This is a genomic window from Oceanicaulis sp. UBA6590 (genome assembly GCF_002433705.1).
Classification (GTDB): domain Bacteria; phylum Pseudomonadota; class Alphaproteobacteria; order Caulobacterales; family Maricaulaceae; genus Oceanicaulis.
Map to the genome: position 1 here is coordinate 1 of NZ_DJIQ01000006.1, position 22,030 is coordinate 22,030.

The following is a 22,030-nucleotide window of genomic DNA, read 5'->3' on the forward strand; positions in this document are numbered from 1 at the left end:
CCGGCTCGCCGCCTTCAACGCTCTCGGTGACCAGTACTTTCAACTCGCCTTCGGAAGCCGCGAAGATCACGGCGTTGAGTCCGACCACGAGCGGCTGGATGGCGGCGTTGAGATCGGGTTTCATCGACCGAGTTCTCCCTCGGTCAGCGTGTGAAGCTCGGAAAAGCGCTCGAGAAACAGGGCCTGCGCCGCTTTCACGGGCAGCGGGTTGATCTCCACCTTCGCCTCCACGGGCGGCCGACCGAAGAGCTTGCGGCCTTCCTCCACGGTGAAGCCGGCGATCTGCACCGCCTCATGATAGGCGCAGATCCGGTCCGCCCGCTTGATCGTGGTCTTGATCGACTTGGGCAGTTCAGGCGGCAGGCCGTAGCGCATGTGGATCGCCCCCTCCAGCCGGGCTTCGAACGATTTGTAATCATAGCCCAGAGCGGCCTTGAAGGGCGAGATCATATCGCCGATCACGTACTCGGCTGCGTCATGCAGCAGGGCGGCGAGCCGCCATTTGGCGGGCCAGTCGGGCTCCAGCAGGCCGCACAATTGCTCCACCACAACCGAATGCTCGGCGACCGAAAAGGCATGGTCGCCCATGGTCTGCCCGTTCCAGCGCGCCACCCGCGCCAACCCCTGGGCGATGTCGTCGATCTCCACGTCAAAGGGCGAGGGATCCAGAAGGTCCAGCCGACGCCCCGACAGCATGCGTTGCCAGGCGCGAACCGGTTTCTCGGTCGCTGGTTTGCCGTCTCCACGTGCTGACCGCGCCACTTTGTCCCGCTCCATTCGGCTTTCATTCAATTCCGTCGTATCGTGAAACAGCGTAAGTTCAAGAAGAGCTGCTGAACATTGGCGGCGTCACAACCCCTTGGGAGGATTTGATGAAGCCCGAACGCATACTGGTCGCCCTGCAAGGCTCTGACAGTGATGTCTCGCCCCTCAAAGCGGCCTGCGCGCTGGCGCCGCTCTATGAGGCGGACGTGCGGGGGCTGTTCGTGGAACCCGACCCTGCAGCCTACATGCTGTGGACCGGCCCCGGGGCGGCAGGCGCATCCGTGGTCTCCTCGGCCATAGACACGGTCCGCGAAGAGGCCGCCAAGGCGTGCGAGGACGCCAAGAAGCGTTTCGACGCCGCGATCGCCGAGCATGACCTGGGCGATGCCGCAAGCTTCAAGCGCGTCACAGACAGCCCGTCTGAAGCCGCCGAGCAGGCGCGACTGGTGCGACTTCTGGTGACCTGTCCGCGCGCCGCGGCGGGGCGCGGGCCTCTGGCGGACTTCACCGCCGCCTGCATGGTCGAGGAGGGGTGTCCCATCTACGTGCCGCGCCAGGGCGCCATTCCGCCCAAATCCATTGCCGTGGCCTGGGACGGCTCCAAGGAAGCGTCCCGCGCCGCTTTCGCGGCTGCGCCCCTGTTCCGTCCGGGCGTCGAGGTGACGGTGCTGCACAGCTCGCGCAATCTTGACTATCACGACCGGGCGGCGTCCGCGCCGAACCGCCTGACGCACTGGCTTGCTGCGCGCGGTGTAAAGGCCAAGACGCAGGAAATCGACGGCAAGGGCGGCCTTGGAGACGCGCTTCTGGATGCGGCGGATACGGCCGATCTTCTGGTCGCCGGCGCCTATGGCCATTCGCGCATCGCCCAGTTCATGTTCGGCGGCGTGACGCGCCAATTGCTGACCGCCGAGCATGGCCCGTCCCTGCTGATGGCGCATTGAACCCTTACAGAAAAGACGATTTGAGGAGGCTGGAATGGCTTTGACCCGTCTGACCCTGCGGCTGAGCCGCAACCCTGATGCAGGCTTTCCCGGCGGCGATGATTCGCGCGGCTATGTGATCACTGCGCCGCTGGACAAGGACGGCAAGCTCGACGCCGAACTGTGGCGCGCCCACAAGAAGGCCTGCACCGTGCTGCGCTTTTCTCCTGAAGAGGACGAGAAGGCGGACGGCTGGCTGACCCATCGCGGCGCCAACTGGTTCTTCCACTATGATGAGGCGCAGGAGGGCCCGGATGAGCCGGTCTACAAGCTCGGTGAGCACACCCTGCGTCATGGCGATTACGTCACCATCCATGAAGCCGATGGCGATGACCTCGTCTACAAGATCACCGAAGCGACCGAGGTTCACGGCTAGTCCCGTCCTCCACGGCTGAGATGACAAAACCCCGGCGCTGCAGACGCCGGGGTTTTTCTTGGGCGGGCAAGACTGCTCTGCTCGATAATAGTGCAACCACGCTCTAGTTTTTGGCGGCTGCAATCTGCTGCACCGCAAAATCGGTCTCAGACGCTGACATCCCCTTCCGCCAGAGCGCAGGTTTTGTCCGTGCAATCGGGCGAAGAGGAGCGCGAGGATGGATCAGGTTCAGTTTTCAGGCGGCGATGTGGCGTGGATTCTCACGGCCTGCGCGCTGGTCTTGATGATGACCCTGCCGGGGCTTGCGCTGTTCTATGGCGGCATGGTGCGCCGTCAGAACGTGCTGTCCACGCTGATGCAGTCTCTGGGCGCGGCCATGGTGGTGTCGCTGGTCTGGGTGATTGCCGGCTATTCCTTCGCCTTCTCCGGCGACGGCGCGCTGTTCGGAGGCTTTGGCAAGGTCTTCCTGAACGGGCTGTCTCTGGACAGTGAGGCGGCGGGCCTGCCCGAGGCGGTGTTCATTCTCTTCCAGATGACGTTCGCGATCATCACCGTGGCGATCATCGCCGGCGGCGCGGCCGAGCGTCTCAGCTTCAAGGCCTGGATGGTGTTCGCACCCATCTGGCTGCTGGTGGTCTATGCGCCCATCGCGCACTGGGTCTGGGGAGAGGGATTTCTATACGACGCAGGCGTTCTGGATTTCGCGGGAGGGGCCGTGGTCCATATCAACGCCGGTGTAGCGGGTCTGGTGCTGGCGCTTAAGCTGGGCCCGCGGCGCGGCTGGCCCAAAGAGGGCCAGCCGCCCCACAATCTCGTGCTGACCGTGATCGGCGCAGGTCTTCTGTGGGTGGGCTGGTTCGGCTTCAATGGCGGCTCGGCGCTGGGCGCCAATGCGCTGGCGGCCCATGCAGCCCTGGTCACCCAGATCGCGGCGGCGGCCGCGGCCCTGACCTGGGCGGTCCTGGAATGGGTCATGCGCGGCAAGCCGTCCGTGCTGGGCGCGGCGTCCGGCGCCATTGCAGGCCTTGTGGGCATCACGCCCGCGGCCGGCTTTGTCGAGCCCTACGCCGCCTTCCTGATCGGTGTTCTGACGACGCTGGCCGCTTATTGGGGCGTCACGAGCCTGAAGAAGCTCGGCAAGTATGATGACAGCCTTGACGCCTTTGGTCTTCACGGCGTCGGCGGTCTGGCCGGCGCGATCCTGACGGGCGTCTTCGCCAGCTCCGCCATCGGGGGCACGCCCGGCGCCGTGGAAGGCAATGTCATGCTGGTCTTCACCCAGACCTGGGGCGCGCTGGCGGCTGCGGCCTGGTGCGGCATCGCCACCTTCGCCATCCTGTGGCTGATGGAACGCGTGATGAAGTTGCGGGTTGAAGAAGAGGACGAGGTCACCGGCCTTGATGTGGCGCTGCACGGGGAAAGCGCCTGACACAGAGTTTCGCCCGGCGGCGGCGCAAGGCGCGACCGGGCGACACATTTTCCTCCCTGACTGGTCCCGCTTCGGCTTTCGCCAAAGCGGGATCTTTTTTGTCAGATCGCCAGGAGGGTGCGGACAAAGGCGGTCAGCGCCTTCACCGAGGTCGTCTCTTCGTTGGAATGGTAGTTATAGGTCGGCAATTGCAGAGTGGCGCCGGCATAGTCGCCCTGGCTGTCCGCGGTGATGCGCCCGAGCTCGGTCAGGCCCATGGATTTGAGCGGCAGTTCGCGGCGCGCCCGGGCGTCGTTTTCACGCGCGATGAAGCTGTCCTTGAAGATCATCGGTGCGCCGGCCCGGCTGGCGGCGGTTTCAAGCCGGTTCACCATGGCGTCATGAAAGCTCGACGTGGCGTCGCGGCGTCGCAGGATGACCGCGCCCGCCATGCAGGCGGCGGCGTCATCAAAGGGCGAGGTGTCGCAGACCACGAGCTCATTGGTGGGCTTGAGGCCGCCCGCCTGCGCCCAGCTCAGGAAATGGCCCGCAGAACGGCCGATCTCTTCCTCTGCGGTGACGATGATCGTGCCCTTGAGACCGAACTCCGCGGCGATGCGCAAGGCGGCGAGGGAGACCGGGTTGTCGAGCTGGCCGGAGACATGGCCGGACTTGTTGCGCGTCACATCCCGCGCAAAGGCGACCGGCGTCCCGCCCGGAAGCGGCGGCAGGTCCTCGATCTCGACCACGAGACGGTTCTGGTCATCAATCCGCGCGCTAGTGATGTTGCCATAGGCCAGACGGCCGCCCGTCTTGCGGTCATAGGCGAAGACATCCTCGCCTTCATAGCGCTTGGAGACGGTGGCGGCGAAAGCCTCGGTATGGGTCGCGCCATCAGCATACTTGGTGTTCTTGACCGCCTGGGCGGCGTAGACCGCAGCGCCATCCTCGGCGATCACCGCGCCGTGCCGGTCGGCGTGCGCGAGATAGACCGGCCCCGGTTCGTTCAGGCGGATGATGCAGAGATTCTGCGGACGCTCGACGCTGCAGCCCAGCGCCGTGAAATCACGTGCGAGATGATCGAGAAACGGGGTCTCGTGCCCGACCACTGAAGGGAAGTCGAGATACTCGTTGGTCTTCGCCAACACGCGGGCGAAAAGCGTGCTATCGGCGGGCTGGTTCACCTCACAGACGCTCCACAAACACGGTGCCGGCGGAATATCCGGCGCCGAACGAACAGATCACGCCTTTCTGGCCCGCGGTGAAATCATCGGAATGCTTGTGGAAGGCGATGATCGAGCCCGCCGAAGAGGTGTTGGCGTATTCATCCAGAATGGTCGGCGCGTCCTCGCCGCCGGCTTCGCGGCCGAACACCTTCTTGGCGATCATCAGGTTCATGTTGATATTCGCCTGGTGCAGCCAGACGCGGCGCATGTCGTCGGCCTCGAGGCCCAGCTCGCCCATATGGGTGCGGATCATGTCCGACACCATCGGCACGACTTCCTTGAACACCTTGCGGCCTTCCTGGACGAACAGCTTGTCATCCTTGGGCGCCAGCAGGTTTTCCTGTCCGGCCTCGCCTGTCGGGCGCTCGGCGCGGTTCAGGAAGCCGAAATTGTTGCGGATATTGTTGGAGAACTTGGTCTTGAGCTTGGTGCCGATGATGCGCCAGCCGCCTTCTCCAAGGTCTTCGCGCTCCAGCAGGATCGCCGTGGCCACATCGCCGAAAATGAAATGGCTGTCGCGGTCGCACCAGTTCAGGTGCGCCGAGCAGATTTCCGGGTTCACCACCAGAATGGCGCGGGCATGGCCGGCGGCGATCTGGTCGGCGGCGGTCTGGATTCCAAAGGTGGCGGACGAACAGGCGACATTCATGTCAAAGCCGAACCCGTCCTCGATGCCGAGCGCGTCCTGGATCTCGACCGCGACCGCCGGATAGCCGCGCTGCAGGTTGGAGGCGGCGACGATCACCCCGTCCACATCAGATGCGGTCTTGCCGGCGCGTTCCAGCGCGTTGTGACAGGCTTTCACGCCGATCTCGGCGAGGATGGAGATGTCGGTATTGTCTCGCGCCGGGATGAAGGGCTTCATGCGCTTGGTGTCGAGCACGCCTTCCTTGTCGATGACAAAGCGCGACTTGATGCCGGAGGCCTTCTCGACGAATTCGGCCGAGGACGGAGACAGAGGGGCAAGCTCGCCCGCCTCGATGGCGGCCGCATGCTCCTGATTGTACTGGGCGACGTAGGCGTTGAAACTTTCCACCAGCTCTTCATTGGAAATGGAGTTGGCTGGCGTCCACAAGCCAGTGGAACGAATAACGGCCGCGGTCATGAAAGGCTCCGACGCAAGATTCTAGCATTTGAAGGAGCGCAACTTAGCCGCACCTGCGCCGCAGCGCCAACCGCTTCCACGCAGCGAAAGGCTATTTTGTAACCTCGGTGTGACGATGACAGCCGACAAGATGGTCATTCACCATGCCCACCGCCTGCATGAAGGCGTAGACAATAACCGGTCCGCAAAACTTAAAGCCTCGTTTCTTAAGGTCTTTGGCGATCTTCTGGCTGAGCTCGGTCTGGGCGGGCACATCGGACATGGCGACAAACCGGTTCACTCTCGGCGCGCCGTCCATATAGCCCCATAGATAGCCCGAGAAGTCCTCGCCCCGCTCGGCCATGTCCAGATAGACCTGCGCATTGCCGATGGCGGCGCTGATCTTGGACCGCGACCGTATAATGCCGGGATTGGCCAGCAGACGCTCCATGTCCGCTTCGTCATAGCGGGCGATGCGTTCCGGATCGAAGCCATGGAAGGCCTCACGCAGCGTATCGCGCTTGCGCAATATGGTGATCCAGGCGAGCCCGGCCTGGAAGCCGTCAAGGATCAGCTTTTCCCACAGAGCCCGGGAGTCCCATTCGGGCACGCCCCATTCGGTGTCGTGATAGGCGACATAGAGCGGGTCATCCCCGCACCAGGGGCAGCGCTCGGTCATGTCGGTCTCCTTTTGTTCCGGTTCTAGCCGCGTGCGGCCCGGACTGGCAAGATCAAAAGGCGAGGGGGTCAAAGCCGGTCGAGATCGTCAAGCAGCGTGACCGGGGCGCCGTTCACTTTCAGGGTGTCGCCGGCCTGCACCCCGTCCTTCAAACGATCGATCCGCAAGCGGGCGAGGGCATGGTCGCCCGAAACGCTGCTGACGGGGCCAAGGACAGTCTCGCCGACCTTCACTTCATCCTGCGCTTTCAGTCCATCACCCTGAAGCCGCACACTGCGCTTGCGGACCCCGCCCTTGCGATGCATGCGGCTCGCGACTTCCTGGCCGACAAAGCAGCCCTTCTTGTAGTTGATGCCTGACAGAAGGTCGTGGTTCACATCGGTCGAGAAAACCTCTGCAGGACCATAATCGCTGCCCAATTCCGGCGCGCCGGCCTGAATGCGGGCGCGCTCATACAAGTCGCGATCACTGTCGGGACCGCCGGCGGGCGCGACGCCGCGCCAGCCAATCGCGGCGTTGCGCGGATCGGGCGCCGCGCTCAGCGCCACCATGCGCAATTCCTCCGCCGGTTCACCCGCCGCCGCGATCACGCTGAGATCCTCGCGCCGCTCGATCGTCGCGTCCGCGCGCATCCGATAGAGGGTGAAGCGCTTGAGCAGGGCGTCCGCCTCGCTGGCGGGAACGTCAAACAGCAGCCCGCCCTCGCCATCATCAAGGATGAAGAGATCGGCCAGCACCTTGCCCTGCGGCGTCAGCAGCGCGGAGAACATCGCCGCGCCCGGTTTGACGCCTTCAGGTCCCTGGGTCAGGACGCGCTGGAGGAAGCCGCGCGCTTCGGCGCCGGTTATGGCGATGACGGCGCGGTCGGGCAGGGTGGTGAGATAGGGTTCGGTCATGTCCGCTAGATGGGGGTGAAGCGGTCCGGCGATCAAGAGGGCGCGCTTCAGACTGGCGCCCGGCCTCATGTCAGGCTAAGTGCGTCCCCCCATGACGCGCATCCTCTTCATCACCGCCACCCGTATCGGCGACGCCATCATGAATATGGGCGTGCTCGATCATCTGATCACCGCCCATCCCGATGCGCGCATCACGGTGGGCTGCGGCCCGCTGGCGGCGCCGCTCTTTCGCGCCATTCCCGAGGTGGAGCGGGTGATCGTGATGAAGAAGCAGAAGGGCGGCGGACACTGGCTCAAGCTCTGGCGTGAAAGCGTGGGTCATCGCTGGGACATGGTCGTGGACCTGCGCGGCTCGCTGACAAGCTGGTTTCTCTGGGCGGGGCAGCGCTTCGTCAAGCGCCCCAATCCCAGGGCCGGCGTCCGCCATCGGGTCGAGGAAGCGGCTGAAGTCTTGCGACTGGGCGCAGCGCCCGGCACGCGGTTGTGGATCGATGCCGCTGGCGAAGCCCGCGCCGATGCCGAATTGCCCCAAGGCCAGACCGTGCTCGCCCTGTCGCCCGCCGCCTCCGCCGTCTTCAAGGAATGGGCGCCGGAGCGCTTTTCCGAACTGGCCTTGCGCCTGACCGCCGAGGACGGGCTGCTGCCCGGCGCCGCCATCGCGATCTTCGGCGGTCCCGGCGATGAAGCGCGGGCGCAGGCCGTAAAGGCCGGGCTGGAAGCGCGCACCGTGATCGACCTCACTGGCCAGCTTGATCTGGTCGAGGCGGCCGCCTGTCTCAAACGTGCGGCGCTGTTTGTCGGCAATGACAGCGGCTTGATGCATATGGCGGCGGCGGCCGGAACGCCGACGCTGGGGCTCTTCGGCCCGACCGATGAGCGGCTTTATGCGCCTTGGGGGGAGAAGGCCCGCATCGTGCGCGCGGGCGACAGGTTTGACGAGCGCGAGCGCCGCGCCCTGGCCGACACCTCGCGCGAATCCCTAATGGGCGCCTTGCAGGTGGATGCGGTGGAGCGCGCCGCCGCCGAACTCATGGCGGAGAGCGCGAAGGCCTGACCTTATTGCAGATACGTCCGGCGCAGCTGTTCGCTCAGCGCTTCGCCTTCGATGGCGAGGGTCTGGCGCACCATCTCCTCTTCGGCGCCGCAGCGCGGGGAGCGGCGCTCCTGGATCCGGAAACCTTCATTGAAGCGGTCCACAAGACGCTGGCGATATCCGCCGCGGGTCGGGGCTTCGTGATCGAGCAGTTCAACCATGGCGTCGCGCCAGGCCTGGGACTGCCGACCCTTGCAGGCGAAATCGAGATAATGCATCTCGCCCATGACCCGGGCGAGGGATTCCACCGGGTAGGGGTCTTGATACTCAGGCGGACGAACAAGCTTTTGCGCTTCGCCGAGCGGGGCGAAGGCGAGCATCAGCCCGAAGGCCAGGATCAGGGGTCTCATACGCATGCCCTGTTCCTGTACGTCGAACAGGGCGAATTCAAGGCTTTTGACCTTTAGGCCGCCCTGACGGTGCTCAGGAAGCGTTCGACCTCCAGCCGAAGGTTCTCGGAATTGGACTTCAGCACGCCGGCCGCCGTGTTCACTTCGTCCGATACCGTCGAGGTGGTCTGGACCGACCCCTGAATGCCGGTGATGTCGCTGGTCACCGATCGCGCGCCTTCCGCCGCTTGCTGGGCGTTGGCCGAGATCTCGCCGGTCGCGGCGCTTTGCTCCTCGACAGCCGAGGCCAGGGCCTGGGTCGTGCGGTCGATTTCCTGGACCTGGCCAATGATGTCACGCGTGGCCGAGATGGCGTCATTGGAGGTTGAGCCGATCTCGCTGAGGCGCTCAGCGATCTGTTCGGTCAGTTTCTGGGTCTGTGTGGCGAGCTGCTTGACCTCGCTGGCCACGACCGCAAAGCCCTTGCCGGCCTCGCCGGCGCGCGCGGCCTCGATGGTGGCGTTCAGCGCCAGAAGATTGGTCTGGTCGGCCACCGCATTGATCGCCTGCACAATCTCGTCCACGCCGGCGACCGCGGTGTTGAGCCGGTCGAGTTGCTGGCTGCTGATCTCGGCGCGGGCGTTGGAGGCCTGAACCGCGCTGGCGGAGGTGGCGACCTGGCCTGCAATCTCCCGGATCGAGGCGGTCAGCTCCTCTGCTGCGGATGCGACGGCCTCCACATTCCCCGAAGCCTGTTCGGCGGCGGCGGCCACGGACGCCGCGCGCGCATTGGTGCTGTCCACATTGGTGTTCAGGGTGTGCGAGCGGGACTGCATTTCACTCGCCGCATCAGAGAGGGCGCGGATGACGGATCCGACCTGGGTTTCGAACTGGTCCGCAAGCTCCATCATGGCGGCCTTGCGTTCCTTGGCCGCGCGGGCTTCGGCCTGCGCCTGTTCGGTCTGCAATCGATCAACCTCCAGCGCCTGGTCGCGGAACACCACCAGCGCACGCGCCATGTCGCCGATCTCGTCGCGTCGGTCTGCCCCTGCGACGTCAACGGACTTGTCGCCCCCTGCCAGATCGGTCATCGCCTGGGTGATCTTGCGGATCATGCCGGAAAGGTTGCCGGAGACGAACAGACCCATGGCGATGGACAGCACCAGGATGAGACCGGATGCGATCAGCACCATCATCTCCGTCTGACGGACTTCAGAGGCTGCACGCGGGCCCAGCTCGTTCTGGTGATTGACGCTCTCAAGGCGCGCCTCTTCGGCGACCTCTTCCATGACGGGGCCGATCCGGTCGAGTTCTGAGAGTGAAGCGTTGCGGGCGAAAATGGCGTCAGCAGCAGCGCCAAACGCCGTTTCGAACGCAGTCAGTTCCTCAAGGATGGAGGCTGTCTGCTCCCGGCGATCCGGGGATTCCAGTTGCTGGAACAGGCCATCCAGTTCGGATCGGGCGATCTCGAACTCGGACATGGCCCGGTCAGAGTCGCTGGCGGCGTTGGTGCGCAGGAAGCGCTCGGCATAATATCGACCCAGCATCAGATGCTCCTGGGCGACGCCGGCCCGGTAGGCCGCTTCCACATCACCCTCCTGATAGGCCGAACGCATGACCTGGCTGAGTTGCATGCGGATCTGGGGGCCTAGCGCTGTCTGGATGGCGTAATGCCCGTCCCGGACCTGTTGATGTCCGAAAGCCTCCTGGAAAGACGCGCGATACGCGTCTGCATATTCGTGCTCTTCCGCCATGCCCTGCAGATCGGCGTCGTGAATGAAAATCTCGATCTGCTCGTCAAAGCGCCGGGCATGCTCGGGGCTCTGGGTGGTGCGCCAGATGAAGGCGGAGCGCCGGGCGGCCTCCAGGCGGAGTTTCATGTCATTGTAGATCAGACTCGCCTGGGCGGTCTGGCGGTAGTCGGTGAAAATCTGACCCAGGGTGCGGGCCCCAAGGGAGCCGAAGGCGCCTACGACAAGAACCAGCACCGCGACGCCAGCAAAGGCCGCCAGCAATTTGTGCTTCAAGGTCAGTTTCATGATCGCCCTCACGGCTCGCGCAGGTATAGGAATATACGCGATACTCGGGGCGTGCGGCTTAACAGACCGTCAAACACCATCGCATTGGATTGTGCCTAAGACCTTTATCCTATGCGTTTTTGAGCGCTTTGCCGGAGCGCGGTCCGGGTGTCGTCCCAGGCGACCAGTCTCAGGGCGTCCTCAAGCGAGAAGAAGGCGGCTTCCAGCGCGTCATCACCAGCTTCCGGCTCGCCGCCGAGCCAGCGCGCCGAGAAATCCGCCATCACGTAATGGCCATGCTCGGTAATGGATTCGAACACATCGATCAGGGTGTCGACCTGTGCGCGGATTCCGGTCTCCTCAAGGACTTCCCGAAGCCCGGCCTGATGCAGGGTTTCACCGAACTCCACCTTGCCGCCGGGAATGGACCAGCAGCCCTGGGAGGGCGGGTTGGCGCGGCGGATCAGGAGAACCTCGTCCTCACGCCAGACGACAAGGCCGACGCTGATGCGGGGCAGATCCTTCATGCTTGACCTCTCACGGTTCCGGGGTGAGGAAACGGGGATGTGCGGTCGTTATGTCATGAGTTTGAGCCTCGTCCAGCTCGAAGCCCTGTTCGGCAAGCTGGATCGTTTGAATTTTCCACCCAGCTGGAACGCTGCGCCCACGCAGGCCCTGCCGATCATCCGTCTGGGACGGCAGCAGGACTTCCGCCTCACCCAGGTGCGCTGGGGGCTCCTGCCGCACTGGTCGAAAACCGGCCCGGACGGCGCCAAACCGCTGATCAACGCCCGATCGGAAACCGCCGCCGACAAGCCCAGCTTCCGGCAGGCGCTCGAGCGGCGCCGCGCGCTGATCCCGGCGGACGGGTTCTATGAATGGTCCAGGGACGAGTCCGGCGCCAAGCAGCCCTGGTACATCACTCGCACGGACGGACAGCCCATGGTCATGGCCGGGGTCTGGGAGCGCTGGGGCGAGGGCGCGGACCGCATCGACAGCTTCGCCATTCTGACGACCGCGGCGAGCAATGACATCGCTCATATCCATCACCGCAGCCCGGTATTCATCCCCGAAGGCCGGTTTGCGGACTGGCTGAATCCCGAAACGGATCCGCGGCCCTTCCTGACGGCGCCGCCGGACGGGTCGCTTGGCCTGCGCAAGGCGTCAAGGCGCGTGAATGGCGTGCGTGAGGACGATCCGGGGCTGATCGAGGGGGAAGCGTAGACGTTTCCGGGCGCCGGTCGGAGCCGCGAAACCGGTCTGCAGGATTGCCCGACAGGTTCTAGCGGCGCTGGCTGAGGAACTCGGCGTGCAGATCCACGCTCGATTCCTTGCCAACCTTGTCTGAACAGCTGTCCAGCCAGGCCCTGGCGGTCTCTCGTCCCCGATCGCGCAGCTCGGTCAGGAAGCTCCAGCTCGTCTCATACTTGCTGGAGGCGGGGTATTGCGAGATCGCGTCATCAGCCCGGATCGAGTGCACGCGCATATTGCGCAGCTGGGCCTTGCGTGGATCCTTCAGGAGGTCATCGCGGATCAGGCGCTGGACGAAGGCGACAGCGCGCAATTCGGCCAGCAGGCTGGCGTTGAAGGTGATCTCGTTGACCCGGTTGAGAATGTCCTCAGCGGATTTGGGCGTGCCCGGGCGCTCCATCGGATTGATGTGCACGATCAGAAGGTCGTGCGGCGCATCCGCATAGAAGAGTGGCCAGAGCGCCGGATTGCCGGTGAAACCGCCATCCCAGAACGGCTGGCCGTCAATCTCCACAGCCTGATGGATGAAGGGCAGGGTGGCCGACGCGCGCACGGCGTCGCGCGTGACCTCGTCGCCGGAGAACACCTTGCTGCGCCCGGTGGTCACGCAGGTGGCGGCGATGAAGAGCTGGATTTCCGCGCAGTCATGGATCGCGTCGAAATCGATCTGCTTGTCGAGGATGTCGAGCAGGGGATCATAGCCGAACGGATTGGTGTCATAAGGGCTGGTCAGCCGGGTCAGGGCGTCAAACCAGGGCGCGAGGCGCGACCATCCCGGCGCGCGCAGGAATCCGCCGCCTGCGCGGGAGACGGCGCGCCAGAACTCATCGAGCGCTTGCCGCGCCCCTTCATCGCCGCCGCGCACGCGCCCCATGACGAGGGCGCAGGCATTCATGGCGCCGGCGCTGGTGGCGCTGATGGCCTTGGGCGCGATGCGACCGTCTTCGAGAAGGGCGTCCAGAACGCCCCAGGTGAAGGCGCCATGGGCGCCGCCGCCCTGAAGGGCGAGAGAGACCGGGCGGGGCGCGTTCGACCGTTTGCGGGTCGACGAGGAGGAAGCCGACCCGGTCATCGCTATTTCGCGGTCCAGCCGCCATCAATGGTGATGGCGTTGCCGTTCACATTCGCGCCGTCATCACTGACGAGATAGAGAAGGGCCCCGGTCAGTTCGTCATAGGTGACGAACTTCTTGGTGGGCTGGGCGGATAGCATCACGTCGCGCACCACCTCTTCCTCGGAAATGCCGCGCGCCTTCGCGGTGTCGGCGATCTGGTTCTCCACGAGCGGCGTCTTCACATAGCCCGGATTGATGCAGTTCACCGTGATGCCGTCTTCGGCGGTTTCCAGCGCGACGGTCTTGGTCAGCCCCATCAGCCCGTGCTTGGCCGAGACATAGGCCGCCTTGAACGGGCTGGCGCGCAGGGCGTGCGCGGAAGCGATGTTGACGATGCGGCCCCGGCCCTGTTTGCGCATGATCGGCACGGCGTGCTTGGTGGTGTGGAAAGCGCTGGTCAGGTTGATGCCGATGATGGCGTCCCATTTCTCGGTCGGGAATTCATCCACGGGCGCCACATGCTGGATGCCGGCGCAATTGACCAGAATGTCGAGACGCCCCAGCTCCTTCGCCGTGAAGGCGATCAGATCCTCGATCTCATCCGGCTTGAGCATGTTGGCGCCGTGATACAGCACCTTCACGCCATAGGAGTCGGCGAGACGCTGGCGCTCTGTCTCGATCGCATCCGCATCGCCCAGACCATTAAGCACGATGTCAGCGCCGTTCGCGGCCAGACCCTCGGCCATATGCAGGCCGATGCCGGATGAAGAGCCGGTAATGACGGCGGCATGGCCGGACAGGTCCACACGGATCGAGCTCATGAACAGGTCTCCAGACAAGGGGATTGCAGAGCTTCAACAGGTGATGAATTTCGCAGCCGCGTCAAGTCCGGAACGCGCCTGACATGCGCTTTGGCAGGGGCTCGGGCTAGCTTTTCTTCGGCGGCTGGGGCCGGGTGAAGAGCAGGGTGTCCGCCGTCGACCCCTCAGGGTCGAAGCGATACCCCTCTTCATTGAACTCCGACAGGCGCTCGGGGTCCTCGATGCGATTCTCGATGATCCAGCGCGCCATCATGCCGCGGGCCTTCTTGGCGAACACCATCAGGGCGCGCAGCTGGCCGTCCTTCTCTTCCTTGAAGTCGACGCTGATCACCGGAACGCTCAGCGATTTGAGCTTCGCCGCCTTGGCATACTCGTTGGACGCCAGATTGACGACGGCCTTGGACGGATGACCTTGGAGATCGGCTTCAAGCTGGCTGGCGATATCCGCGCCCCAGAAATCATAGAGATTGCCGCCCTTGGGCGTTTTCAGCTTCGTGCCCATCTCCAGGCGATAGGGCTGGATCGTGTCGAGCGGCCGCAGCACGCCATAAAGCCCCGACAGGATACGCAAGCGCTGTTGCGCCCATTGCAGGTCTTCAGAGCTGAGGGTCGGCGCATCGAGGCCGGAATAGACCTCGCCATTGAACGCCATCGCCGCCGGGCGGCCCTCGGTGCTATCCGGATCAAACGCCTTGAAGCGTTCACGGTTGAGCTCGGCCAGATCATCGCTGAGATGCATCAGGGACTTGATCTTGGAGGCTGAGAGTTTCGCCGTGGTCTTTGACAGCTCCTTGGTCCGCTCGATCAGGGCCGGACGGGTCGCGGTCGGGGCGTGACCCCGTTCGGAAAAGTCGAGCTTCTTGGCGGGCGAAAGCAGAATCAGCATGGGCGTCTCCGTCATCAATGAGGCAGAGATAGGGGCGAGCCCCCTGCGGCGCCAATGAATTTAACCGGTCAGACTCATAGGCTCAGTCTATACCCAGCATCACCCGGGGATTCATGATGGCGTTGGGGTCAAGGGTTTGTTTGATGGCGCGCATGACGGCCACCTCGACGGGCTTGCGCCGGGCCAGCTCTTCACGCTTGAGGACGCCCACGCCGTGTTCGGCGCTGATCGAGCCGCCATGCTTGTCCACAAGGTCATAGATCGCTTCTGTGACCGGGGCGCAGGCGGCGACGAAGTCATCGCCTGATCCGGGCGTCTTGCGCGCGACGTTGAAGTGCACATTGCCGTCGCCCACATGGCCGAAGGCTATGATCAGGGCTTCGGGCATCATGGCTTCGGCCTTGGCGGCGGCTTCCTCCATGAAGGCGGGCATACGCGAGACCGGAACGGAGACATCGTGCTTGGCGGCCTTGCCATGGGCCTTTTCCGCTTCGGGAATGCCCTCGCGCAGCGCCCAGAATTCCGCCATCTGCGCTTCGGTCTGCGCCAGCGCCGCGTCCGAGACGATGCCCTTTTCAAAGGCGGTTTCGAGCGCGCTTTCCATCAATGCCTGGGCGCGGTCGGTTTCCGGGCTCACAAGCTCGATGAGCACGGTCCAGGCGGGGTCCGAGTCCAGCGGATGGCGCGCGCCGGGCAGGTGATGCACGGCGAGATCAAGCCCGATCTTCGGCATCAGCTCGAAGGCCGCGACCGAGCCTGTGGCGTCCTTCATATGCCCTAAAAGCTCCACCGCCTGAGCCGGGCTCTCAACCGCCGCGATGGCGACCGCGGTCGAGGCGGGACGGGCGAAGAGTTTCAGCGTTGCGGCGGTGACCACGCCCAGCGTGCCTTCCGCCCCGATGAAGAGCTGTTTGAGGTCGTAGCCCGTATTGTCCTTGCGCAGGCCCGTCAGGTCCGACAGGACGCGGCCATCGGGCAGGACGGCTTCGAGGCCCAGTACGAGCTCGCGCATCATGCCGTAGCGCAGCACATGCACGCCGCCGGCGTTCGTGGAGATCAATCCGCCGATCATCGCGGAGCCCTGGGCGCCCAGCGACAGGGGGAAGAGCTTGCCGCGGGCCTTCGCGGCCTCCTGCACGCTTTCCAGAATGGCGCCCGCCTCGCAGGTGAGGGAGTCATTGGCCGCATCGATGGTGCGGATCTGGTTCATGCGCTTGAGCGACAGCACCACCTCGCCCTGCGGGGTCGATCCGCCCACAAGTCCCGTATTGCCGCTTTGCGGGATCACCTTCACGCCGCCTGCATTGCAGAGCGACAGGATGCGGCTCACTTCCTCGGTGGTCGAGGGTTTGAGAAGGAGCGGCGAGGCGCCCTGATAGCGTCCGCGCCAGTCGCGCGCATGCGGGGCGAGCTCGTCAGGGTCCTCGCTCCACGCTTTGGGATCGAGGACGGACTTGAGGCGGGTGAGGGTGTTCGTGCTCATGGCGGCAGTGTGCAACCGCCGCATCGGGGAGAACAAGACCCGATCCGCGCTGTTTGAGACTAATCCGCGGCTTTTTCCAGCACCGCTTCAAAGCGCATGGACGGCGCGGCGTCGGCGCGGCCCTGGAAGACGTAGGAATCGCCTTCGCGTTTGCCGGTCAGGGTAAGGGCGAACTTGTCGAATTCGCCGAAGACCGACAGTCGGGACGGGTCATGATTGGTCACGACCATCTTCACCTGAAGATCATTATCCGGACCGGACACGGAGCCGACATAGTACATGCCGGAATCTCCACCCATGACCTTCTGGTCCTGGATCATGATCACGCCCTTGGCGTCATCCAGCGGGGTGCGGAAGGAGGCGATGTAGAGACCGTTGTTCATGGCGAGCGTTCTATCATCCAGAATCTGAATGCAACCTTGAGCAGTTGTTCTAACGCTCTGCAGCCGCACGTCTGAGGCGGTCGTTTATCGCTTCGCCCAGTCCGGTTTCCGGAATGGGGGCGACAGCGATGCGGTCACTGGCTGAATCCAGCCAACGTAGACCAGTAAACAGATTCGTGGCGGCTTCGACTAGGTCACCCTTCGGGGAAAGATTAAAAAATACAATATCGTCGCTTTCAGGTTGCGCGCCAAACCCCAAATAGGACTCGCCCGCTAGCGGGGCGGTTGCGTTCAGGCGCACACTCGCGTTGGGCGCGTAGTGGCTGGTCAGCTGTCCCGGTGCGGTCGGCGCAGCCTGATTCGCCGCTCCGGCCCGGCCCAGTGCGCCACACACCGTTTCGAGCTGTTCACGCGCCACGCCGCCCGGGCGCAGGAGGGTGGGGCGTCCGGGCTCCAGGAGCGAGACGATGGTGCTCTCCACACCGACCGGGCAGGCGCCGCCATCCAGGATAAGATGGATGCGCCCGTTCAGGCTGTCTTTGACATGCTGCGCCGTGGTGGGGCTGATCGTGCCGGATGCATTGGCGCTGGGCGCCGCCAGCGGCGCATCAAGGCGGCTGACCAGCGCGCGCAGCGCCTCTGACCGGGGCAATCGCACCGCCAGGCTGTCGAGGCCCGCCGCCGCCAGATCGCTGACCGGAGAGGGCGCGCGTTTGGAAGCGACAAGCGTCAGCGGACCGGGCCAGAAGGCGTCAGCCAGCTGCTCGCCCGTCTCATCGAGATCTATCAGCGCCCGGGCGCGCTCGACAGTGTCCACATGACAGATCAGCGGATTGAAGCTGGGGCGGCCCTTGGCCTCATACACGCCCGCCACCGCGTCAGCGTTTGTCGCATCACAGGCCAGGCCATAGACCGTCTCGGTGGGAAGCGCGACGCACCCGCCCGCTTTGATAAGACGCGCGGCCTCCTCAAGCGCGGCGGGATCGGTCGCACTGAGGATCGGCGTATCGGAAGGCGGGATCGGGCGGTTCATCCCGGTTAGGTAGCTGCGGCCCGTCCGGGGTGCAATCTTACTCCTGCGCCGCGTCCGCCTCGATATGAAGTTGCAAGGTCACTTCCTCCCCGGCGCCGTCCCAGTCATTGGCGCCCACGCCGAAGCTGCGACTCATCACGGTCATCTCGCCGTTCGCCACCGCCCGGTCGCCCGTGATCTCGAGGGTGAAGGTGAGAACCGCGGGGTTATCCTCCCCCTTGATCGTCAGCACGCCGTCCGCGCGGTAGGTCTCGCCCTCCCGGGTGATGGAAGAGGAGTCAAACACCGCTTCGGGAAAACCCGACACATTCAGGCCCGCTCGGCCGCGCAGGGTCTCGCGGTAATCTGAATTGCCGATGATGGCGGAGCCTGTCTGGACGACGGCGTGGATCCGGGCGGCGTCAAGATTGTCCGGATCCAGGGTGATCTCGGCGCTAAAATCCTCGAACCCGCCCTCAACCGTGCTGCCGAACGCCTGAGTTTCAAAGCGGATCTGGCTGGCGTCCTCATCCAGCACCCAGTCCTGTGCGAGGGCCGGGGCGCCAAGCGCCAGAGCGGCCGCGAGCGGGGCGATCAGGGAAAATCTGCGCATGGGGACCTCCTTTGCGAAGCGGGCTGGATCGCCGCGCTGTCCGCCAGAGAGATACGATGGCGGCGCGGGCAAACAAGCCGCGCTTCGCGAAAGGGGGTGCTTCCGGATCGGAAAGGATCAGTCCGTCGTGTTCTGGGGCGGCACGTTCAGGCCCGGAACCATCCGGTTCAGAACGCCGTCCCGATCCAGGAAATGGTGCTTGAGCGCCGCGCCTGCATGCAGGGCCAGCAGGACGATGATCACCCAGGCGCCCGCGCTGTGCGCGCTTTCAAGCGCCTCGTGCAGGAATTCGCTCTCCGGCACCGGCAGGCCCGGCAGGTTGAAACCCTCCACATTGAACAGGCGCGTGGGCAGGGAGCTGTGGGACACCATCGCCCAGCCGATCAGCGGCATGCCGATCATCACGACATAGAAGCCGATATGCGCCGCGCGCGCGCCGAGCGCCTCCCAGGATTTCATGGTCGAGGGCAGGGCCGGTACCGGATGGGTGAAACGCCAGCCCAGGCGCGCCAGCGACAACAGCAGGACCAGAATGCCGATCGTCTTGTGCCAGTTGTAGACGGCGCGAGTGAAATCAAAACTGATCTCGCCGGCGCGGGCGGCCTCGCCTAGATCCTCCATCCACCAGCCCACAGCGATCAGGCTCACCAGAAGGATGGCGATCAGCCAGTGCAGGATGATGGCGACCGTGGTGTAACGTGAGGACTCAGGGGCGGCAGTCATGACTTACTCCTGTCGGGCGCGGAGGAATTCCGCCTCGATGTGTATGCGTACTGTATCGCCTATCAGATTTCCGGGAAGACGTCCGACGCCGAATTGGGTGCGGTCAATTGTCGTCTCCGCGTGAAATCCCAGGGCCTGCCGGCCTTCGAGTGGGTTGAACACGCCGCCATAGAACCGGGTTTCCAGAATGACCGGACGTGTGACGCCCTTGAGCTGAAGCTGGCCGTGCACCCGGCCGGTGTCCTCCCCGGTCACCTCGATCCGGTCGGAGGTGAAGACGATCTCGGGGTGGGCGTCACAGTCAAACCAGCCGCCGCCGCACAGGGTCTGATCAAAGTCCGGATCGCCCGTGGAAACGGAATCGGCCTGGATGATTGCGGTCAGCTGCGCTGCTTCGGGGTTCGCCGGGTCAAAGTCGAGACGAGCGTCAATCTCCTCGAACCGTCCTGTATACCAGGACAGCCCCATATGCCGGACCTGCCAGTGCGTGCTGGCATGCGCCGGGTCGAGCGCCCACTGGCCGGAAGGCAGGCGGGCGGGGTCGCGCGTGGGAGCGGAGACGCAGGCGGCGAGACTGAGAGTGATGAGAACGGATAGAAGCAATCGCAGCATCATTGAACGACTCTTTCGGCTTCAGCTTTCACATGGTGTACGTCGCCATGCGACATGCGGTCCTGTCCAAAAGCCTGAAGTCCGACTCCCGCTTTGCAGCAAACGCGCTATGTTCGGACCAAATGTAACGCTGGAAGGGAAACCTCACCATGAGCTACCGCGCCCCGGTTCGCGATATCCGTTTCGCCCTGGAAGAAGTTGCCGCGCTCGACAGCGTCAACGCCACAGGCGCCTTTCCGGAATTCTCCTCGGACCTGACGCCCGCCATTCTGGATGAGGCCGCCAAGCTCGCCAATGACGTTCTGGCCCCGATCAACCGCAGCGGCGACCAGCAGGGCTGCACGCTCAAGGACGGCGTCGTGACCACGCCGGACGGCTTCAGGGAAGCCTACGCCCAGTTCGTTGAAGGCGGCTGGCAGGGTCTGCAATTCCCCACCGATATGGGCGGGATGGGCCTGCCCAAGGCGCTGGGCTGCGCGCTGATGGAGATGCTGCAATCGTCCAACATGGCGTTCGGCCTGGGCCCGATGCTGTCCTTTGGCGCGATTGAATCCCTCATCGCCGTCGGCTCTGAGGAACAGCGCGCGCTCTATCTGGGCAAGATCCTCTCGGGCGAATGGTCGGCGACCATGAACCTGACCGAGCCGGGCGCCGGGTCGGATGTGGGCGCGCTGCGCACCAAGGCGGAACCCAATGGCGACGGGTCCTGGGCGATTTCGGGTCAGAAGATCTACATCACCTGGGGCGAGCATGACTGCGCCGAGAACATCATCCATCTGGTGTTGGCGCGCACGCCGGACGGGGCTGCGGGCACCAAGGGCATTTCGCTGTTCATCGTGCCGAAATTCATCCCCGATGCGGACGGAAATCCGGGCGAGCGCAATGCGCTGCAGGCCATCGGGCTGGAACACAAGATGGGCATTCACGGCTCGCCCACCTGCACGATGGAATATGACGGCGCCAAGGGCTGGCTTCTGGGCGACGAGTTCAAGGGCATGGCCGCCATGTTCATCATGATGAATTCCGCGCGCCTGAATGTGGGCGTGCAGGGGGTCGGCATCGCCGAGCGCGCCTATCAGCAGGCGCTGGCCTATGCCAAGGACCGCAAGCAGGGCCGCGCCATCAACATGGACGATCACGGCCCGCACGCGATCATCCACCACCCCGATGTGCGCCGCACGCTGGCGGTGATGAAGGCGAAGATCGAGGCCGGTCGCGCCATCTGCTATCACGCCGCCGTCGAAGCCGATCTGGGCGAGCACCATGACGACGCCGACGAGAAGGCCTGGTCCAAGCGCCGTGAGGATCTGATGATCCCGATCGCCAAGGCCTGGTGCACCGATATGGGCGTGGACGTGGCCTCCATGGGCGTTCAGGTGCATGGCGGCATGGGCTTCATCGAGGAGACCGGCGCCGCCCAGCACCTGCGCGATGCCCGGATCGCTCCGATCTATGAAGGCACCAACGGCATTCAGGCCATCGACCTTGTGGGCCGCAAGCTGGCGCGCGATGCCGGGACGGCCATGGGCGAGCTGATCGAGGATGTACGTCAGACCATCGAGGACTGCATCACCAGCTCGAACCCCGAGCTTCCGGTGCTGGCCGAGGCGCTGAAACCCGCCTGCGATGCGCTGGAAGAAGCGACGGCCTTCATGCTCAAGGCGTCTGACGCGGACCGGCTTGCCGGCGCCACGGCCTATCTCAAGCTTGCGGGCGATGTGACGGGCGGCTGGCTGCTGTGCGTGGGCGCCGTGGCGGCCCAGCGCAAGATCAAGGAAGCCGATGGCGATGAAAGCTACGCGCAGGCGCGCATCTCCATCGCCAATATCTTCGCCCAGAGCGTGCTCACCGGGGCCCAGGGCCTGCTGGGTGAGATCCAGATCGGTTACGACCCGATCTTCGCGCCGGGCGAAACGGTCTTGGAAAGCGCCTAGGCGCTAGATCCAGAACCCGGTCGGGTCAGGGTGCGGGCGGCCGTCCACAAGACGGATCAGCCCCACCGCTGACCGGATGGCGAGCCAGATGGTCGCCAGCAGCAGGATCAGCCCGCCGATCAGGAAGATCCAGGTCAGCGCGCCGACCACCACCATCGCCAGCCAGTACCAGAAGGTGCGTATCTGGAACTGAAAATGGTTCTTCACCAGCGGATCGGCGTTGTCCTTGCGCACATAGGCGAGGATGGCCGCAATCAGAACGGTGACGCCATTGCTGATGCCAACCAGCAGCAAGGCATAGTTGATGACGGCCAGGACGCGGTCGCTATTCTGGTCGCGCGCGCTGTCGGGTGCGTCATCGGGGTTCGGGGGAGAGGTGTCTGTGGGGGCCATGCCGGATC

Annotated in this window: 24 protein-coding genes; 6 read left to right on the plus strand and 18 right to left on the minus strand. The window is 64.5% G+C overall.

Annotated elements, in window-relative coordinates; all coding sequences use genetic code 11:
* Positions 1-120: 120 nt before the first annotated feature.
* The gene (locus tag B2Z70_RS01175) at positions 121-777 is read right to left on the minus strand and encodes an HD domain-containing protein (RefSeq protein WP_292980094.1); all 657 of its coding nucleotides are present in this window, start codon (positions 775-777) and stop codon (positions 121-123) included.
* A 95-nt stretch (positions 778-872) separates the two neighbouring features.
* On the opposite strand from B2Z70_RS01175, the gene B2Z70_RS01180 reads away from it, so the two are divergent.
* The 3 genes from B2Z70_RS01180 (at position 873) to B2Z70_RS01190 (ending at position 3,553) form a co-directional block, all read left to right on the plus strand.
* Positions 873-1,709 (plus strand): universal stress protein, encoded by an 837-nt coding sequence (locus B2Z70_RS01180; RefSeq protein WP_292980096.1) that lies wholly within the window; start codon positions 873-875, stop codon positions 1,707-1,709.
* Positions 1,710-1,743: 34 nt separating this feature from the next.
* The gene (locus tag B2Z70_RS01185; protein ID WP_009803256.1) at positions 1,744-2,124 is read left to right on the plus strand and encodes a hypothetical protein; all 381 of its coding nucleotides are present in this window, start codon (positions 1,744-1,746) and stop codon (positions 2,122-2,124) included.
* A 217-nt stretch (positions 2,125-2,341) separates the two neighbouring features.
* Positions 2,342-3,553 (plus strand): ammonium transporter, encoded by a 1,212-nt coding sequence (locus B2Z70_RS01190; RefSeq protein ID WP_292980099.1) that lies wholly within the window; start codon positions 2,342-2,344, stop codon positions 3,551-3,553.
* A gap of 101 nt (positions 3,554-3,654) precedes the next feature.
* Here B2Z70_RS01190 and B2Z70_RS01195 read toward each other — a convergent pair whose 3' ends face one another.
* The 4 genes from B2Z70_RS01195 to ygfZ all read right to left on the minus strand — a co-directional run bounded on the left by B2Z70_RS01195 (position 3,655) and on the right by ygfZ (position 7,417).
* Positions 3,655-4,716 (minus strand): zinc-binding metallopeptidase family protein, encoded by a 1,062-nt coding sequence (locus tag B2Z70_RS01195; RefSeq protein ID WP_292980101.1) that lies wholly within the window; start codon positions 4,714-4,716, stop codon positions 3,655-3,657.
* A 1-nt stretch (position 4,717) separates the two neighbouring features.
* Entirely contained in the window at positions 4,718-5,863 is a 1,146-nt protein-coding gene (locus tag B2Z70_RS01200; RefSeq protein WP_292980103.1) for a beta-ketoacyl-ACP synthase III, read from the minus strand.
* A 91-nt stretch (positions 5,864-5,954) separates the two neighbouring features.
* The gene (locus tag B2Z70_RS01205; protein WP_292980105.1) at positions 5,955-6,521 is read right to left on the minus strand and encodes a DNA-3-methyladenine glycosylase I; all 567 of its coding nucleotides are present in this window, start codon (positions 6,519-6,521) and stop codon (positions 5,955-5,957) included.
* A gap of 68 nt (positions 6,522-6,589) precedes the next feature.
* Positions 6,590-7,417 carry a CAF17-like 4Fe-4S cluster assembly/insertion protein YgfZ gene (gene ygfZ / locus B2Z70_RS01210; protein WP_292980107.1) on the minus strand — a complete coding sequence of 276 codons (828 nt, stop codon included), beginning with the start codon at positions 7,415-7,417 and terminating at the stop codon, positions 6,590-6,592.
* A gap of 91 nt (positions 7,418-7,508) precedes the next feature.
* Here ygfZ and B2Z70_RS01215 point away from each other — a divergent pair, with 91 nt between their 5' ends.
* The gene (locus B2Z70_RS01215; protein WP_292980109.1) at positions 7,509-8,471 is read left to right on the plus strand and encodes a glycosyltransferase family 9 protein; all 963 of its coding nucleotides are present in this window, start codon (positions 7,509-7,511) and stop codon (positions 8,469-8,471) included.
* Between the two features lie 2 nt (positions 8,472-8,473).
* Here B2Z70_RS01215 and B2Z70_RS01220 read toward each other — a convergent pair whose 3' ends face one another.
* The 3 genes from B2Z70_RS01220 to B2Z70_RS01230 form a co-directional block, all read right to left on the minus strand.
* Positions 8,474-8,866 carry a TIGR02301 family protein gene (locus B2Z70_RS01220; RefSeq protein WP_156776279.1) on the minus strand — a complete coding sequence of 131 codons (393 nt, stop codon included), beginning with the start codon at positions 8,864-8,866 and terminating at the stop codon, positions 8,474-8,476.
* Between the two features lie 47 nt (positions 8,867-8,913).
* Positions 8,914-10,878 (minus strand): methyl-accepting chemotaxis protein, encoded by a 1,965-nt coding sequence (locus B2Z70_RS01225; protein WP_292980112.1) that lies wholly within the window; start codon positions 10,876-10,878, stop codon positions 8,914-8,916.
* A 104-nt stretch (positions 10,879-10,982) separates the two neighbouring features.
* Positions 10,983-11,384 carry an NUDIX hydrolase gene (locus B2Z70_RS01230; RefSeq protein WP_292980114.1) on the minus strand — a complete coding sequence of 134 codons (402 nt, stop codon included), beginning with the start codon at positions 11,382-11,384 and terminating at the stop codon, positions 10,983-10,985.
* Here B2Z70_RS01230 and B2Z70_RS01235 point away from each other — a divergent pair.
* The gene (locus B2Z70_RS01235; RefSeq protein WP_292980116.1) at positions 11,383-12,081 is read left to right on the plus strand and encodes an SOS response-associated peptidase; all 699 of its coding nucleotides are present in this window, start codon (positions 11,383-11,385) and stop codon (positions 12,079-12,081) included. The genes B2Z70_RS01230 and B2Z70_RS01235 overlap by 2 nt on opposite strands.
* A 58-nt stretch (positions 12,082-12,139) precedes the next feature.
* Here the strand turns inward: B2Z70_RS01235 and B2Z70_RS01240 are convergent, their stop codons facing one another.
* The 9 genes from B2Z70_RS01240 to B2Z70_RS01280 form a co-directional block, all read right to left on the minus strand.
* Complete coding sequence (locus tag B2Z70_RS01240; RefSeq protein WP_292980118.1) at positions 12,140-13,180, minus strand: patatin-like phospholipase family protein; 1,041 nt, start codon at positions 13,178-13,180, stop codon at positions 12,140-12,142.
* A gap of 2 nt (positions 13,181-13,182) precedes the next feature.
* The gene (locus tag B2Z70_RS01245) at positions 13,183-13,983 is read right to left on the minus strand and encodes a 3-hydroxybutyrate dehydrogenase (protein WP_009803268.1); all 801 of its coding nucleotides are present in this window, start codon (positions 13,981-13,983) and stop codon (positions 13,183-13,185) included.
* 106 nt (positions 13,984-14,089) lie between these two features.
* Positions 14,090-14,869 carry a peroxide stress protein YaaA gene (gene yaaA / locus B2Z70_RS01250; RefSeq protein WP_292980120.1) on the minus strand — a complete coding sequence of 260 codons (780 nt, stop codon included), beginning with the start codon at positions 14,867-14,869 and terminating at the stop codon, positions 14,090-14,092.
* Between the two features lie 82 nt (positions 14,870-14,951).
* A complete protein-coding gene (locus tag B2Z70_RS01255; RefSeq protein WP_292980122.1) occupies positions 14,952-16,352 on the minus strand; it encodes an FAD-binding oxidoreductase in 1,401 nt (466 codons plus the stop codon).
* 59 nt (positions 16,353-16,411) lie between these two features.
* Entirely contained in the window at positions 16,412-16,735 is a 324-nt protein-coding gene (locus tag B2Z70_RS01260; protein WP_009803271.1) for a GrlR family regulatory protein, read from the minus strand.
* Between the two features lie 49 nt (positions 16,736-16,784).
* A complete protein-coding gene (locus B2Z70_RS01265) occupies positions 16,785-17,768 on the minus strand; it encodes an L-threonylcarbamoyladenylate synthase (RefSeq protein ID WP_292980125.1) in 984 nt (327 codons plus the stop codon).
* Between the two features lie 37 nt (positions 17,769-17,805).
* On the minus strand, positions 17,806-18,360 hold the full coding sequence (locus tag B2Z70_RS01270; protein WP_292980127.1) for a YceI family protein: 555 nt from the start codon (positions 18,358-18,360) through the stop codon (positions 17,806-17,808).
* Between the two features lie 117 nt (positions 18,361-18,477).
* Positions 18,478-19,083, minus strand: coding sequence for a cytochrome b (locus B2Z70_RS01275; protein WP_292980129.1), 606 nt, complete (start codon positions 19,081-19,083; stop codon positions 18,478-18,480).
* Between the two features lie 3 nt (positions 19,084-19,086).
* Positions 19,087-19,698 carry a YceI family protein gene (locus B2Z70_RS01280; protein ID WP_292980131.1) on the minus strand — a complete coding sequence of 204 codons (612 nt, stop codon included), beginning with the start codon at positions 19,696-19,698 and terminating at the stop codon, positions 19,087-19,089.
* Positions 19,699-19,844: 146 nt separating this feature from the next.
* Here B2Z70_RS01280 and B2Z70_RS01285 point away from each other — a divergent pair, with 146 nt between their 5' ends.
* The gene (locus B2Z70_RS01285; RefSeq protein WP_292980133.1) at positions 19,845-21,629 is read left to right on the plus strand and encodes an acyl-CoA dehydrogenase; all 1,785 of its coding nucleotides are present in this window, start codon (positions 19,845-19,847) and stop codon (positions 21,627-21,629) included.
* Between the two features lie 3 nt (positions 21,630-21,632).
* On the opposite strand, the gene B2Z70_RS01290 is transcribed toward B2Z70_RS01285, so the two are convergent.
* Complete coding sequence (locus B2Z70_RS01290; protein ID WP_009803279.1) at positions 21,633-22,022, minus strand: DUF4870 family protein; 390 nt, start codon at positions 22,020-22,022, stop codon at positions 21,633-21,635.
* Between the last annotated feature and the right edge of the window lie 8 nt (positions 22,023-22,030).